The sequence below is a fragment of the Plantibacter lichenum genome (genome assembly GCF_050587525.1).
Taxonomy (GTDB): domain Bacteria; phylum Actinomycetota; class Actinomycetes; order Actinomycetales; family Microbacteriaceae; genus Plantibacter.
Genome location: NZ_JBOBFT010000010.1, coordinates 142,041 through 156,719, shown reverse-complemented (window position 1 = coordinate 156,719; position 14,679 = coordinate 142,041). Strand labels below are relative to the sequence as shown.

General features: G+C 68.6%; 16 protein-coding genes. 5 read left to right on the top strand and 11 right to left on the bottom strand.

The window, feature by feature from the left end; translation table 11 throughout:
* Positions 1 to 20: 20 nt before the first annotated feature.
* On the bottom strand, positions 21 to 1,532 hold the full coding sequence (locus ACQ3HB_RS14755) for a DHA2 family efflux MFS transporter permease subunit (RefSeq protein WP_430920911.1): 1,512 nt from the start codon (positions 1,530 to 1,532) through the stop codon (positions 21 to 23).
* Positions 1,533 to 1,627: 95 nt separating this feature from the next.
* Here ACQ3HB_RS14755 and ACQ3HB_RS14750 point away from each other — a divergent pair, with 95 nt between their 5' ends.
* Both ACQ3HB_RS14750 and ACQ3HB_RS14745 read left to right on the top strand, forming a co-directional pair.
* Entirely contained in the window at positions 1,628 to 2,287 is a 660-nt protein-coding gene (locus ACQ3HB_RS14750) for a TetR family transcriptional regulator (RefSeq protein ID WP_430920909.1), read from the top strand.
* Positions 2,284 to 2,787 (top strand): hypothetical protein, encoded by a 504-nt coding sequence (locus tag ACQ3HB_RS14745; RefSeq protein ID WP_430920908.1) that lies wholly within the window; start codon positions 2,284 to 2,286, stop codon positions 2,785 to 2,787. Before ACQ3HB_RS14750 ends, ACQ3HB_RS14745 begins: the two co-directional genes overlap by 4 nt.
* Positions 2,788 to 2,936: 149 nt before the next feature.
* Here the strand turns inward: ACQ3HB_RS14745 and ACQ3HB_RS14740 are convergent, their stop codons facing one another.
* The 8 genes from ACQ3HB_RS14740 to ACQ3HB_RS14705 all read right to left on the bottom strand — a co-directional run bounded on the left by ACQ3HB_RS14740 (position 2,937) and on the right by ACQ3HB_RS14705 (position 10,636).
* On the bottom strand, positions 2,937 to 3,287 hold the full coding sequence (locus tag ACQ3HB_RS14740; protein WP_430920907.1) for a hypothetical protein: 351 nt from the start codon (positions 3,285 to 3,287) through the stop codon (positions 2,937 to 2,939).
* Between the two features lie 184 nt (positions 3,288 to 3,471).
* The gene (locus ACQ3HB_RS14735) at positions 3,472 to 4,107 is read right to left on the bottom strand and encodes a hypothetical protein (RefSeq protein WP_430920905.1); all 636 of its coding nucleotides are present in this window, start codon (positions 4,105 to 4,107) and stop codon (positions 3,472 to 3,474) included.
* A gap of 185 nt (positions 4,108 to 4,292) precedes the next feature.
* The gene (locus ACQ3HB_RS14730; protein WP_430920903.1) at positions 4,293 to 5,624 is read right to left on the bottom strand and encodes a GNAT family N-acetyltransferase; all 1,332 of its coding nucleotides are present in this window, start codon (positions 5,622 to 5,624) and stop codon (positions 4,293 to 4,295) included.
* Between the two features lie 82 nt (positions 5,625 to 5,706).
* Entirely contained in the window at positions 5,707 to 6,072 is a 366-nt protein-coding gene (locus ACQ3HB_RS14725) for a hypothetical protein (RefSeq protein ID WP_430920901.1), read from the bottom strand.
* On the bottom strand, positions 6,069 to 6,887 hold the full coding sequence (locus tag ACQ3HB_RS14720) for an SDR family NAD(P)-dependent oxidoreductase (protein WP_430920899.1): 819 nt from the start codon (positions 6,885 to 6,887) through the stop codon (positions 6,069 to 6,071). The genes ACQ3HB_RS14725 and ACQ3HB_RS14720 overlap by 4 nt, the downstream gene beginning before the upstream one ends.
* A gap of 121 nt (positions 6,888 to 7,008) precedes the next feature.
* Positions 7,009 to 7,704 carry a hypothetical protein gene (locus ACQ3HB_RS14715; protein ID WP_430920898.1) on the bottom strand — a complete coding sequence of 232 codons (696 nt, stop codon included), beginning with the start codon at positions 7,702 to 7,704 and terminating at the stop codon, positions 7,009 to 7,011.
* Positions 7,705 to 7,805: 101 nt separating this feature from the next.
* Positions 7,806 to 8,441: a ScbR family autoregulator-binding transcription factor gene (locus ACQ3HB_RS14710; protein WP_430920896.1), complete on the bottom strand. Its 636-nt coding sequence runs from the start codon at positions 8,439 to 8,441 to the stop codon at positions 7,806 to 7,808.
* A 233-nt stretch (positions 8,442 to 8,674) separates the two neighbouring features.
* Positions 8,675 to 10,636: an AfsR/SARP family transcriptional regulator gene (locus ACQ3HB_RS14705; protein WP_430920894.1), complete on the bottom strand. Its 1,962-nt coding sequence runs from the start codon at positions 10,634 to 10,636 to the stop codon at positions 8,675 to 8,677.
* A gap of 130 nt (positions 10,637 to 10,766) precedes the next feature.
* Here ACQ3HB_RS14705 and ACQ3HB_RS14700 point away from each other — a divergent pair, with 130 nt between their 5' ends.
* Positions 10,767 to 11,645, top strand: a complete 879-nt coding sequence (locus ACQ3HB_RS14700; protein ID WP_430920892.1) for an alpha/beta fold hydrolase — start codon at positions 10,767 to 10,769, stop codon at positions 11,643 to 11,645.
* Between the two features lie 91 nt (positions 11,646 to 11,736).
* Here the strand turns inward: ACQ3HB_RS14700 and ACQ3HB_RS14695 are convergent, their stop codons facing one another.
* Positions 11,737 to 12,483, bottom strand: coding sequence for an SDR family NAD(P)-dependent oxidoreductase (locus ACQ3HB_RS14695; RefSeq protein WP_430920890.1), 747 nt, complete (start codon positions 12,481 to 12,483; stop codon positions 11,737 to 11,739).
* 63 nt (positions 12,484 to 12,546) lie between these two features.
* On the opposite strand from ACQ3HB_RS14695, the gene ACQ3HB_RS14690 reads away from it, so the two are divergent.
* Complete coding sequence (locus tag ACQ3HB_RS14690; protein ID WP_430920888.1) at positions 12,547 to 13,140, top strand: TetR family transcriptional regulator; 594 nt, start codon at positions 12,547 to 12,549, stop codon at positions 13,138 to 13,140.
* Between the two features lie 40 nt (positions 13,141 to 13,180).
* Here the strand turns inward: ACQ3HB_RS14690 and ACQ3HB_RS14685 are convergent, their stop codons facing one another.
* Positions 13,181 to 13,669 (bottom strand): FBP domain-containing protein, encoded by a 489-nt coding sequence (locus ACQ3HB_RS14685; protein ID WP_430920886.1) that lies wholly within the window; start codon positions 13,667 to 13,669, stop codon positions 13,181 to 13,183.
* Between the two features lie 324 nt (positions 13,670 to 13,993).
* On the opposite strand from ACQ3HB_RS14685, the gene ACQ3HB_RS14680 reads away from it, so the two are divergent.
* A complete protein-coding gene (locus ACQ3HB_RS14680) occupies positions 13,994 to 14,668 on the top strand; it encodes a DsbA family protein (protein ID WP_430920884.1) in 675 nt (224 codons plus the stop codon).
* The last annotated feature ends 11 nt before the right edge of the window (positions 14,669 to 14,679 follow it).

The following is a 14,679-nucleotide window of genomic DNA, read 5'->3' as shown; positions in this document are numbered from 1 at the left end:
TTGTGTTCGGTGGTGGATGGTCAGACGGATTCGTGGAGGGGCGCCTTCGGGCGGCGCGGGATGAAGCAACTGATGACGACCGCAGCGAGGGCGAACGCGGCTCCCCAGAGGAACGAGGTGTGGGCGCCGGCCGCACCCGCGGCGAGAGCCGTTGCTCCCTCCGACAGGCGGGTCGTCGTGGTCGTCGTCATGAGGGTGATGAAGAGGGCAGTGCCAGTCGCGCCGGCGACCTGCTGCAGCGTGCTGATCGTCGCGCTGCCGTGCGAGTACAGTGCCGGTGTCAATCCGCCGAGTGCGGACGACAGCAGCGGCGTCAGAGTGAACGCCAGACCTGCGTTGAGGATGCCGAGCAGGACCGCGATGAGCACCGACGAGGTGTCCTGGCCGAGCAGCATCGCGAACAGGAGCAGCGCCGTCGCGATGAGCGCCGTGCCTGGGATGACGAGTGGCTTGGCGCCGAGGCGGTCCGAGAGGGCTCCGACGATCGGTGACAGCACGGCCATCACGAGCCCCCCGGGGAGCATCACGAGCCCCGTTGTGAGTGTGCTGAGCTGCAGCACGTTCTGGAGGTAGAGGGGCAGGATGATGAGCGCGCCGAACAGTGCCATCATGCTCACGAACACGAGCACGACGGCAAGCGAGAACGACGGCGTCTTGAACGTGCGCAGGTCCAGGAGTGCCGAGTCGGAGCGCTGCAGGACGAGCTGGCGGGCGATGAATCCCGCGAGCGCGACCGCTCCGATCGTCAGGGGGATCCAGATCGGCATCGGCGCGTGCCCCTGCAGGCTCTCGCCGATGCTGCTCAGCCCGAAGATCAGTCCAGAGAACGCGAACGCCGACAGGACGAGCGAGAGGACGTCGAGGCTCGTGGGGCGTTGAGTGGTGACGTTGCGGACGGCGAACGCGCCCACGATGAGGACTGCGGCGGCGATCGGGAGCACGAACCAGAACATCCAGCGCCAGCTGAGCGAGTTGAGGATGAGGCCCGAGATGGTCGGGCCGATCGCGGGGGCGACGGCGATGACGATCGAGATCGTGCCCATCATCTGCCCACGTTTCGCGGGGGCGACGACGTTGAGGATCGTCGTCATCAGCAACGGCATCATCACGGCCGTGCCGGACGCCTGCACGATGCGGGCGATGAGCAGGACGCCGAAGCTGGGTGCGAGTGCTGCGATGAGGGTACCGAGGACGAAGAGGCTGATCGCTGTCAGGTAGATCGGTCGGATGCTGAATCGGTTGAGCAGGTAGCCGGTCGCGGGGATGACGACCGCCATCGTGAGCATGTATCCGGTCGCGAGCCATTGAGCCACGGACGCCGTGATGTCGAAGTCCTTCATGAGGTGTGGGAGGGCGACGCCCATGATCGTCTCGTTCAGGATCATCACGAAGGCGGAGACGATGAGCACGCCGATGACGGGGGCCGCGCTCCGGGAGCTGGCGGGCGTCTCCGTAGCTCTCGCGTCGGCGCCCGTTCCGGCGCCCGCGTCGGCACCCCGTCCGAGGCTGGTTGTGGTTGTGGTGCTGTCCATGCGAACTCCGTCTTCAGTAAAGCGTTACAGTGAGACATCGTGTCACAGTGCGACAACTTGTCACAATGAGAAGAAGCTGTTGATATGCTGAGGGCATGACGGACGAGAGCACGGACGAAGCCGGAGCGGGTACCGCGGTCCCGGTCCTGGGGCTTCGAGAGCGGCGACGCGCCGAACTCGCCTCCGCGATCACCGACGCGACCCTCGACCTCTTCGAGGAACGCGGCGTCGACCGCACGACGGTCGCCGACATCGCCGCCGCCGTCGGCATCTCCAGTCGTACGTTCTTCCGCTACTTCCCGTCGAAGGAAGTGGCCGCGCTCAGCGGACAGTACGCGTTCCAAGAGGTGATGCTGGCGATGATCGCCACCCTCCGGACGGACGAATCCGTACTCAGCCAGCTGGTCTCCGCGTTCCGTTCCGTGACCGTCGAGATCGGCGGCCAAGCCGATGGTGTGCGCAAGCAGCTCGTCCGGGTGCAGCGGCTCCTGATCGCGAATCCGGGAATGCGCGCGGCATCGCTCAACGCCGAAGAGGACGGCAACATCCGTCTCGCCGGCATGATCCACGAGGCCGTCGAGCTGGAAGACGGCCTGCAGGAGGCTCGGGCGATCGTCTACACGGCGACGTACGGACTCCGACTCGCCTTCGAGGAGTGGGTGCTGAACGACGGCCGGCCCGACGCGGCGCCATTGCCCGAGGTGTACGACCGGGTCGTCCGCATGATGGACCGAGTGCACTCGGTGCCGTCATGAGCCGCGGCGGCTCGGCGGCGGACGGGCGCGCCCTCCCGTCCGACCCCACGAATGCGCCCGTGATGCTGCTCGGAGGGGACGCCGAACAGTTCGTCGAAGCGTTGCGGCAGGGAGCACGGGACCTCGGCATCCGGACGATCTCGACCGAGGTCCCGCCGGACGAACCCGTATCCGAGCGGGCCGTTGTCGTCGTGGTGGCCGTGCGCGCCGTTCCGGGTCAGTCGTCGATCGCCCGAGGGCTCGACGCGGTCCACGAACGAGAATCGCAGATCACCGCCGATGCGATCCGTGTGGTGATCACGGTCGCCGGCGTCGCCGGGCGCATCCCGGATCGTGCAGTCAGGCTCCTCGGCTCGGAGATTCAGTACCAGGTGGAGTCCGCGGCGCTCGCCGTCGGTGCTCCCGGTCGGTGGCGGTCGTGGCGCGGCCGGCTCGGGCTCGCGACGCTGTCCGCCCTCGGCATCGAGGTGTTCCGGATCGCTTCCGCTGCCGGGAGCTGAGTTGTGGGTGAGGCGCCCGGTCCCTGAGCGGGCCCGGTCCCTGAGCTTGTCGAAGGGCGTGACTCCACACTTCGACGGGCTCAGTGACCGGGGCACTTCGACAGGCTCAGTGACCGGGGCACTTCGACGGGCTCAGTGACCGGGGTGCCTCAGTGCGCGGGTCCCAGCAGCACCGCGAAGAGTGCGATGACGCCGCCGACGATGAAGAGCAGCGTGCCGAGTTGCATCGTCCGCGTCTTGTTGCGGTCGGCGACGGGCACGCTGACTTCGAGGATCGGACAGCCGGACCAGCCGATGAGTCCGAGGCTCAACCCGACGAGTGCCGCCCCGATCCACCACACGACCTGTAGCCAGCCCGGCAATTCCGCCGGGCGCCATCCGGAGGACAGCAGCGGCCCCATCGTGATCGCGACGCCGCCGACCGCCGCTGCGAACCAGATCGTGCCGGTCCACATGATCCGCTGGACGTTCGTCTCGGGTGTCATCAGGTCGTGCGTCATCGGAATCCCTCTCCCTTACCTGCTTCAACCACTGGCCTCAGAGCACCAGTCGCTGAATTGCGACGCTATCAGGAGGTCCGGCGATCTGTGAGCGCCGCGCGAGAAGAGGAGAACCGCGCGACAGAAGGACGCTTCGTGAGCATCCGTCCTTCTGTCGCGCGGTTCTCCTTCTCCCGTGCAGCGATCAGCGATCAGCGGTTGTGGGGGAGGGGAGCTGGACGGATCCGAGGAAGGCGCCCCCCTTGCCGAGCGGATAGCGGAGGAAGTACTCGCCACCGATGACGTCGACCCGGTAGTTCCCGTTGCGGAAGATGCCGCTCGGGAGGTCGTTCCCACCGAAGCGCGGCCCTTCCGGCACCTGGGTGTAGATGGCGCCGTCGCCCGTGTACAGGATGTAGTCGGTCTGATCGAATCCCATCTCTTCGACCGCCCAGGTCCGCCCCGTGCCCGGCGCGTGGATGATCGTGAGCTCGAAGAAGCTCGCGAGGAAGAACGCGATCGCTCCCACGACGGCGCCACAGCACAACACGACTCCGAGGAGGAGTCCGAGCCATGACCCGGCGAGTTGACGGCGCTCACTGAGCCGCTTGACCGCGAAGGCGAGGGCGATGCCCACGCCGAGGAAGGCGATGGAGATGAGGATGACCGTGATCTGGCCGCCGTTGAGCCCGAGGACCACCAGCATGCGCTGACGTCCGACGAGGCTGGCGGTGAACGGTGCCAGGATCGCTGCTCCGAGTGCGATGCCGAGCGGGATCCTCCGCTGGAGGGAGCGCCGTTTGCGTTCGTTCTCCGTCAGCGTGATCCCCGCATCGCTCATGTCGTCCCCCTGTGCTCCGTGCTCCGGCCCTCCCGGGCCCGGTTGCCCAGCGCCCAGTATCACCCACCTGCCTGCCCGATTCGACCGGGCCACCCCTCCATCCTGCTCGCAGCCCGCGAGGGGTCGCTAACGGTCAGTGCGCGGGGGTCTGGACCCACCATGTGCGACCCCTCGCGAGCTGAGGGCTAGAAGTGAGAGATGCAGTACGGGGTCGCGGTCGGGGCGAAGAAGGCGTCGAGGCGCTCGGCGGCACCAGCGGCGATCGTCGCATCGCCCGCACGAGCGAGGACCGACGGACGCACGGAACCGAGGAGGAGGGAGCCGAGCGTGGACGCGTCGAGTTCTAGATCGATGCCGTCGGCGGCGCCCGCGTCACCCAGCCTCGTCACCGTCGGGGAGCCGGCAGAATCTCTCGGACCGCTTGAACCGCTCGAGATCTCGATGCGGAAGTCGCCGGCCGCGTAGCCGAGCGCGTCGTGCACCCGGATCGTGACACTGCCGTCACCGAGGTACGGCCGTGCTTCGAACGAGGAGACGACGTCGAGGATCCGCACCCAGAGCATGTCCTCGACGGACTCGACGGCGATGCACCGCGAGTCGCGGAGCGCCCAGGTGAGCGGGTCGTCGATCGGGGCCGAGTCCCATCGGACGAGTTGCATGAGGTCGACCGATGCGAGGTGCTGCCAGAGTCCGAGGTACGCGTCGTCGCTCGCCCAGATGAGGTCGATGACCTCGAGGCGGGACTGTTCTCCCGGGAGCTTCCCCTCCTCGACGCGGAAGCTCACGTAGCCGTCGATCGTTCCGTCCGCGGCGACGTGCACGGCGGCCCGTGTGCTCGCGGCGGGTCCGGTCTCGCCCGGCTTCGCGCCGAGTACGGAGTCCTTGTAGCGCGCGGTCCGTTCCAACGAGCCCGCGGTGGAGCGGTGGAAGTCGGTGAAGAGCTGCTCGGTCCGCGGAGCCAGCCAGAGCGGATCCACGACCTCGATGCGGCCGGCCGGCTGGTTGAGGAGCGCGAAACGCGGGCCGGTGTCGACGCGGACGACGCGGGTGAAGGACGCTTTGCCGAATCCGAAGCGGCGGTAGATCGACGCCTCACTCGCCGTGAGGAGGGCGACCCCGAAACCGCGCTCGGCGGCATCGTGCAGGTCGTTCGTCATGAGTTCGCGGAGCAGCCCCCGCCTCCGGTGCGTCGGGCGGACGGTGACGCCCGTGATGAGGTGGGCGTCGACGAAACGGTCGCGTCCCAGGTTCAACTGCTTGGGGAACGTCCCGAAGGTCGCGATCGGCACGGCCTTCCCGTCGAAGCCGTCCGGCGCCGCCTCGTCGTACACCGAGGTGTAGGTGCGTGCGTCTCGGACGACGTTCGCCCCCGCCTGGCGGAGCTGCTCGTCGCTCTGGACGGAGTCGTGGAAGGCAGCTGATGCGGCGTACATCCAGGCGGCGGTGGGGTCGTCAGGGGTGCCGTCGTCGAGCACTGTCGCAGGGAAACGGGAGAACACGAAACCGGGAAGAGCCATCCCGCCAGTCTAGGGAGTGCTCAGACGCTCACCCAGAGTCGCGCAGTCGTCGTGCGCGGCTTCTCCAGATCGTGGGACGCGTTCACGACCAGCCGAGACGGGTCGAGCCGACGGACAGGCCGATGAGCTCGGTGAGACCGGCGGACAGGAAGACCCATCCGTTCGATTCGCCGAGCTTGCCGCGCTCGTGGCTCGCGGCCTCGTCGGCGCGCGCATGCTCGCCCCAGGCAGCGATGAGGTCCTCGGCGAACTGCGCCTGTTCACCAGACAATCTGCCGTCGAGCTCCGAGGTATCCAAACCGGCGACCGCAGCTTCGAGGCGGATCCGTTCGAGCAGGCTGCGCTCCTCGGCCCAGGCGAGCACATGCGCGCGGGTCGTGCTCCGTTCGGCTTCGACGAGCCCCAGGACGAGACGGTTGACGTACAGCAGGTCTCCCACGGAGATCATGCGGGCTCAGCTCCCTCGATCAGATGTGCGACGGACCCGGCGCGTGAACCGCGGGCCCCGATGGTGCTTCCGCCGCTCACGTCGAGCGTCGTCCCCGTCGTTCGTGATGAGCGATCCGAGACGAGGAACGCGATGGCCTCGGCGACGGTCTCCGGCTGCGAGACGCCACCGAGCACGGCGAAGCCCGACATGTACTCGAGGACGGCATCGACCTTGAACGCGTCGTGGCCGTTGTCGGTGAACCCGGGGATGACCGCGTTCACTCGAATGCCGCGCTTCGCGACCGCCTCGGCCATGTTGACGGTCAACGATTCGACGGCGGCTTTCGACATCGCGTAGACGATGTCGCCTGGGCTCGAGAAGTGCACGCCGGCGGATGAGACGTTGACGATGGCGCCGCCGGCGGTCATCAGTTTCGACAAGCGTTGGGCGATGAAGAAGGGCGCCTTTGTGTTGATCGCGAAGTAGACGTCGAACTGCTCCGGCGTCGCGTCGAAGAACGACGGGCCGAGAAGCTTCGCGGCGTTGTTGACGAGCGCCCGGAGCTCGTACTCGGGGTGGGCGAGGAGCAGCTCGGCGACCTCGTCACCGAAGCGTGCAACCCCGGCATCGGTTCCGAGATTCGCCTGCAGGGCGTGCGCACTGCCCCCTTCTGCGTGGATCGACGACACGAGTTCGTCGGCGGCGGCCCGATTGCTGTTGAACTGGACCACCACCGCGAAACCGTCCCTGCTCAGTGTTCGACTGACGGCGGCGCCGATCCCTCCGGTCGCTCCGGTGACGACGGCGAGATGCCTGATCGCGGTGGTGCCCATGGTTCCCCTTTGGTGCGGTGGTGCGTTCGGGTGGTGTGGTGCTTCGGGTGGTGTGGTGCGTTCGGTGGTGCGCGGTGCGGGTGCGGCGGCGTGGGTGCGATCGTGCGGGCGGGTGACCCGGTCAGACGGTGATCCGACCGGAGAACACGGCTTTTCGTCGTCCGGCCTGGGTGATCGATCCGTCGAAGGCGCCCGCCGGATCGAGTCGGTAGTCGAGCGTCGGCGCCGGCGTCAGTTCGGCGTAGCTCGTGAAGTCGACCCGCAGCGCTTCCAAGAGCGAGCCCGGTCGTTCGGCGCGGAGCGATGCCTCGATCGCGCACACCATCGCCATCGCGGAGACGTGGTCGCCTCCGTGGTCGGCGAGGATCGGGTCGGTCGGATCGGTCGCGACGGTGCTCGAGATCACGTCGGTCGTGCGGGGGACGTCGGGTTCCGGTGCGGGAGGGGTCGGATCCGCGTCGAGTTCGCGCCGTCGCATCCGCTCGTACACGGGCCCGTGGACGAAGGTCACGGTCGCGGCTCCGCGGGCGAACGGCTGCTCGTCGGCGACCATCGAGAAGTCGAGGATCGCGGACTTCGGACGTCCCCGCCCCTGAGCGAGGTCTTCGCCTCGGACGGCGACGGTGCCGTCGAGGTGGTCGAGGGTCGGACCACCCGGTTGGCGATCGAATTCGAGCCCGATCGAGGTGAGGATGAACACGTCGCTCTCACCGACGGCGAGGGCGTGGTGGGCGTAGACGATGCCGGCCTGCCGCTGCACTTCGACGAGTTCCGCGAAGCGCGGTGGGGCGCCGTGAGAGGGGGTCTGGAACGTCATGGACACTTCGGTGGCGTCCGTCGGGGTTGCGGTTCCGAGCCACAGGTGGCGGGCGTTGCGCTTGTGCGCGGCGCCGGGGGGAACTCGCCACGAGGCGTCGTTCATGATCCGGGGTGGGCGCGACCAAGAACGGTGACGATGTGCGGCAGGGCTTCGTGCATCCGGCCGGGCATCGACTTCCAGGAGTCTTCGAGTTCGGAGAGGACCTGGACGCCGACGAAGAGCTGGTTGACGAATTCTGCCGCGCTGCCCGGGTTGACGCCGGGGTGGACGGAGCCGTCCTCCACGCCCTGGGTGATGAGCGACGTGGCGACGCGGATCCACTCGAAGTACGGTTCGCGCGCGGCCGATTCGAAGCCGGTTCCCGCCTGGGTGGACAGTTTCGTGCCGCCCTGGACGATGGGGTCGGTCGCCATGAGCAGTGCGAGTGCCTCGCTCAGGATGAGGATCTTGTCGAGGCCGGATTCCGGTCCTTCGATGATGGAGGCGAGCGCGGAGGTCATCTTCTCCTGCTGCGCTTCGAGGACGGCCGTGGCGATGTCCTCCTTGTTGCCGAAGTGGAAGTAGAGGGATCCCTGGCTGATGCCGGCCTCTTCGGAGATGTCGCGCAGGCGCGCTTCCGCGTAGGAGAGTCGCGAGAAGACGCGGCCTGCAGCGTCGAGGAGTGCCGTCCGTGTCGCGATGGATCGTTGCTGCACCGCTCGGCCGGTTGCGGCTCCATTACTACTGTCTCGCATCAGTTCTGCCCCTCGTTGATCCGTCGCCCATGTCGGATGTTGCTCACTCAGGGTTAATTATCGAGAAATTGTCCGACACATGGGGTGCACAAACCAGAATAAGTCAGCTATCTTGTTTATGGGGTAGCGGGGTGCTGGCGAGTCGGGGGGATCCGTCGCCAGCGCCCCCTTTTCTTTTTCCCGTGATCTGCGGTGATGTTCCGGCCGTCGCCCGCGCGTCACGAGGCGTTCGTTCAGCCGGCCAGGAGCTGCAGTTCCGCAAGGAGCGGGGCGATCGGACCGAGGTCGACCACGGCGCTTCCCGCGGCTCGTTCCGTGGAGGCAGGGATGAGTGCTTCGACCGCTCGTCTCGCGGCCGGAGCATGACCGGTTTCGAGCGCAGCGTGGCCGATGAGCATCCACAGGGCCTCTTGCAGGAGGTCGTGCGGTGGATCGAGGACGACGTCGAGGGCCGCTCGTGCCTCCGCGGTCTGTCCGGATCGGCTGAGGAGCACCGGACGGACCCAGGGTTCGTAGGGGCCGAGCTCGGCTGAGCTGGGCGCTGCCGGGTCGATCCCGTTCGGCGGCTGCCCGTTCCGAAGACTCGATGCGACGGTAGCCAGCGCGACGATCCCGCCCGTGAATCCGGGCATTTCCTCGCCAGCAGGGGGCGCCTCCGCTCCCACGGTGTCCGCCCCACCGAGGAAGGTCCACCGGAACCACGCCGTGAAGACGGAGGCGAGCGGCCGCTCGTGTCGGCGGGCCAGCGCGTCGACCGCGTCGGCCTCGACGGCTGCAGCAGTGATGTCGTCGAGCGCGCACAGCGCCTGCATCCGGCTGAGCCGACCGTGGATCTCGAACGTCGGCAGCTCCGCAGCGATCGCGATCGACACGAGTTCCGACGCGATGGCCTCGCGCGCGGCGGCCAGACCGGTCGTCTCGAAGCACTGCATGTGCCTGGCGGCGAGGGCGAAGCAGAGGAGCTGCGGATCGCCGATCCCCCGGGCCGAGCGTTCGGCCGCCATCGCCTCCGGCATCCGATCGGCGGTCCCGCGCGACTCCATCGCCACCGTCGCGAGCAGCCTGACGCGGGATCGATCCGATGCCGTGGGCGGGAGCGATGCGAGCAGTCGGGTCGCGGCGTCCACGATCGCTGCTGATCGCACGGGGTCGTCGGACCGCGTCCACACGCCCGGGACGTCGAACCCGCCGACGATGCGGGCGGCGAGCTCGGGATCGCCGAGGGCCTGCGCGGCCTCGATGATCGCCATGCGCTCCTCGGCCGCTGCATCCAGTTCGCCCGAGACCGCCAGACCAGTAACCAGGGCGCTCGCGCTCTCGAGCTGCGCGCGACTCCCGGTCCGTCTGTGCGCGGACGCGGCGCGAAGGAGGAGCGATTCGCTGCCCTCCGGCAGCTCGAGCGACGGATCGTTGCGGAGGAGGTCGCGTTCGAGGTCGGCGAGCCGTCGGCCCGGGTCGAGGCCGAGCTCGTCCACGAGGTGGGTGCGTGCTCGTCGGACGGCGTCGAGCGCGTCGGTCCGGCGTTCGCTCCGGTACAGCGCGAGGGCGAGCAGCCGCCAGGAATGCTCCCGCCACGGATGCTGGACGGTCTGCCGTTCGAGGAGCGGGACGGCATCGGTCGGTCGCCGCAGGGTGAGGAGCGCTTCGGCGAGGCGTTCCACGGCGCCGGCGCGCAGGGAGTCGAGTCGTGCGCGTTCCGAGTCGGCCCAGGGGCGGTCCGTAAACTCGGCGAACGGAGTGCCCCGCCACTCGTCGAGGGCGCCGGACAGGAGGCGTTCGACGGAGTCGGCGTCGCCGCCGGTGTCCGCCTGGCCGTCGGTCGGGAGGTCCGCCGCCTCCCGCACGGCCCGCTCGAACCGCTGCAGATCGGTGCCGTCGGATGCGAGGTGCAGGGCGTAACCGTCCGCCACGGTCACGAGGACGCGAGGCGGCGTGCGCGGAGCCCGGTCGGGTTCGAGGATGCGGCGGAGCTCGCCGATGAAGGTGCGGACCGCGCCGACCGCACCGGGCCCCGCGGTGTCCCACAGTTCATCGATGAGGGTCGAGGTCGAAACAGCGCGTCCGCCGGCGATGACGAGGAGCGCGAGGATCTCCCGATGTCTCGGCTTCGCGAGTGGGAGCGGCGTCCCATCGAGCTCGGCTTCGACCTGCCCGAGCACCCGCACTCGGACGCGCGATGCTCGGCGGTCGCTCATCCGGCCACTGTAGTTCACGGGCCTGACGCGGGTTCACGGGTGCGACGGGCACCGGGGCGTCTGCCGCGCTGATCGAGCGCTGATCGGCGGAGGGGATCGTGGAGCCATCACCAATTCGAAAGGCGTTCCCATGACCCTCACCATCCCGGACTTCGACTACCGCCGCATCACCGTTGCCGACGACGTCGCCCTCGCCGTCGCCGTCGCGGGCTCCGGTCCGGCCGTCGTCCTCCTGCACGGCTTCCCGGAGACCCACGTGATGTGGCGGCACGTCGCCGCCGATCTCGCGACTGATCACACCGTCATCGTCCCCGACCTCCGCGGTTACGGCGCGAGCGACAAGCCCGCCGAGGCCGACGAGGACACCTACTCGAAGCGGACGATGGCAGCGGACGTCGTCGCCGTCGCCCGTGAGCTCGGCCACACCACGTTCGCGCTCGCCGGTCACGATCGCGGCGCGCTCGTCGCCATCCGCACCGCCCTCGACCACCCGGGGACGGTCACGCACCTGCTGTCACTCGACGTCCTCCCGACGCTCGACATGTGGGACATCCTGAAGGGCGCCGATGCGAAGGTCGCGTGGCACCTGTACCTCATGGCGCAGCCGGCGGGTGTGGCGGAACCGATGATCGAGGCGACCGCGGACACCTTCTTCGCGTCGTTCATCGACGGCTGGGTCTCGAACCCGGAGGCGATCCCGGCTGAGTACCGTACCGAGTACCTGCGGGCGTCCCGTGAGGCGGTGCCGTCGATCGTCGCCGACTACCGCGCGTCCGCCGGCGTCGATGTCCGACACGATCAGGCGGATCGCGATGCCGGACGAACCCTCGCGATGCCCGTGACGGTCATCCAGCAGGACTGGGGCTCCGCGCTCGGCTACGACGCCGCAGCGCTCTGGGGCGCCTGGGCTCCGGACCTCGACCACCGGACGCTCGACGCGGGCCACTTCATGGCCGAGGAGGCCCCCGCCGCGGTCATCGCCGCTCTGCGCGAGTTGCTCGCCCGCTGAGGCGCGGATTGATCGGTTCAGTGCGCAGTTCGTGTGGGTGTTGCTCCCGGGGACCCACCCGAACCGCGCAGTGAAACGCTGTCGAGCTGCGTCAGATCGCGGACCAGCCGCCGTCGCTCGGGAGGATGACGCCGTTGATGTTGAGGGAGTCGTCGCTCAACAGCCACGTGATCGCCGCGGCGAGCCGGTCGGCTTCCGCGACGGGCAGCGCGAGTGCGCCGAGGATCGGGAAGATCCGCGCCGCTCCCAGCTCGGAACCGGGCGTGCCCTCGATGTTCGTCGCGACCGGCCCCGGCGCCACGGCGTTCGTGCGCACGCCCTGGGGTCCGTACATGAACGCCGTGTTCTTCGTGACGCCGGCGATCGCGTGCTTCGACGCCGTGTAGGCGACGCCTGCCGCCGATCCGCGGAGGGCCGCTTCGGACGCGACGTTCACGATCGACCCGTTGCCGCTCGCGATGAGCAGTGGCAGGGCTGCGCGGATGAGGCGGACGGGGCCGGTGACGTTGACGCGCATGACACGGTCCCACGTGGCGTCGTCGATCTCGCCGGCGGGCAGGAAACGATCCATGATGCCTGCGACGTTCGCGACGCCGTCGAGCTTCCCGGCCGCCGCTTCGATGAGCGAGGCGATCGTCTCGGCCTCGCTCACGTCTCCGACCACCGTGACGACGGTTCCCGTGGCTGCCGTGACGAGCTCGGTCAAGCCCGTCTCGACGATGTCGGTCGCGATGACGGTCGCGCCCTCTGCGGCGAGGCGGGTGGCGGTCGCCCGGCCGATGCCTGATCCGGCGCCGGTCACGATGATGGTCTTGCCGGTGAAACGGTTCTCGCTCATGCTGTTCCTCAACTCTTCGACGTGAACCGGACAACAGTGTCCGGTAGGGCTAGTCTAGAACTCGTGACCCCTTCTCCGCGCGCCAATCGAGGACCCGGAGCCGCTTCACAGAATCGGGCGGCGCTCATCTCCGCAGCCCGAGAGGTCTTCGCCGCTCAAGGGCTCGCGGCACCGCTCAATGCGGTCGCCAAGGTCGCAGGCGTCGGCCAGGGGAGTCTGTACCGGCACTTCCCGACGCGCCTGAGCCTCGCCATCGCCGTCTTCCAGCAGAACCTCGACGACCTCGAGGCGCTCGCGAACGAACCGAGTTCCACCCTGGAGGACGTCCTCGGCCTCGTGACCGAGCAGGCCATCGTGTCGACGGCGCTCTTCGAACTCGTCGCGGACGGTCGGAACGTGCAGGGCGAGCGCGAGGGCGACGACGAAGCAGGCCTCGGCGAAACGGGCGAAGCCGACGACCTCACCCTGCGCATCACGGGCATCCTCGCGGCGAAGCTGCCCGAGGCGCAGGCCGCGGGTCGCGTCCCCGCGTGGGTCACGGTCGACGAGGTCGGGCTCGGCATCATGATGCTCGCCTCCACGCTCGCCAGGACGCCGCATGCGCAGCGCCGCGAAACCGCCGCGGGCGTGTGGAAGCTGCTTCCCTTCGGCGTGTGAGGCTTGGGGGCCCGACCTCGTCGCTTCGTCAGTCCCTTCGTCAGTCGCGCAGCTTGCGGATGAAGCCCTGCACGTTCTCCTGGAGCTGCAGGATCCGCAATTCGCGCGCGGTCTCGCGGTCGTAGCCCTCGTACGCGAGCGGCGGGAGCATGCGCACGTTGGTGGAGCAGGCGAAGTTCGCGCAGATCAACGTGCCGACGGTGTCGCCCTTGCGACCGGCTGGGCCGGCCTTCCGGGCGACGAACAACTGCACGTCGTTGCGGAGGGTGACGTCCTGGCACCACGAGCACTGCGCGCGGGCGAGGGTCCGCTGCTCCGCCTGCTGCAGGAGCACGGACACGGGCGAGCCGTCTTCCAGGTGGGTGGCGACGTACGCGCGCCGCGGCATCTTCGGGTCGGACCAGCCGAGGAAGTCGAGGGTGTCGAAGTCCACGGTCGCGAACCCTGCCGGCAGCGTGACGGATGATGCCTCTTTGCGAGAGGCGTTGATGAAGGAGGCGCGGATCGCGCTCTCGTCGATGGCGTGCATGAATGTTGCTCTCTGTGAGAAGGAGTGATGAGGAAGAGGTCCGGTCCGGGGACGGCCCCGGCGGGTACGACGAACGGCCGGCGATCGCGACGATCGCCGACGGGCATCAGCCTCTGCCGCCGGCGCGTGTGGCGCCGGAGACCTCCTTCTGCACCGCGGGGGTGCTCACTGCAACAGACATGTGCCGATCATAACCCGCGCCGCTGGGAGCGCCGCAGGAATGCAGGGCGCACCGGGAGCATGAGGGGCACGAGGGGCACCAGGGGTTCACCAGGGTCGCGTTGCTAGGGTCGAGGCGACCACGTCGTCGGCAGAAAGCGGCCCATGAAGACCAGCACCTGGCCCATGAAGACCAGCACCGCATGGACCATCGGCTCCGTGATCGCCGTGGCCGTCGCCATCGCCGCGATCTGGATCGTCTCCGCGACGTCGAACGCGGCACGCACGCAGGCTGGCCCGACCGATGCCTCGCCGACGGTGGCCGAGGACAGCCACCGCCTGACGGACCCGGAGGGCAGCACGGTCACCTTCGTCGAGTTCCTCGACTTCGAGTGCGAGGTGTGCGGCGCGGTGTACCCCAGCATCGAGCGGCTCAAGGCCGAGTACGCCGATCGGGTCACGTTCGTCGTCCGATACTTCCCGATCCCCGGCCACCGGAACTCGATGACGTCCGCCGTGGCGGTGGAGGCCGCCGCCCAGCAGGGCAGATTCGAGGAGATGTACCAGCGCATGTTCACGACGCAGGCGGAGTGGGGCGAGCAGCAGGATTCGAAGGCGGAGATGTTCCGCGGATTCGCCGAGGAGCTGGGGCTCGATCTCGCCGCCTACGACGCGGCCGTCGCCGATCCGGCGACCGAGACGCGCGTCCGAGCCGACTTCGATGCCGGGCGCTCCCTCGGAGTGAACGGGACGCCGACGATCTTCATCAACGACCGGCTCGTCGAGTTCCGGTCGGAAGCCGACCTCCGCGACGCCCTGCAGCGGGCGCTGAACGGCTAGTCCTGCGCGGT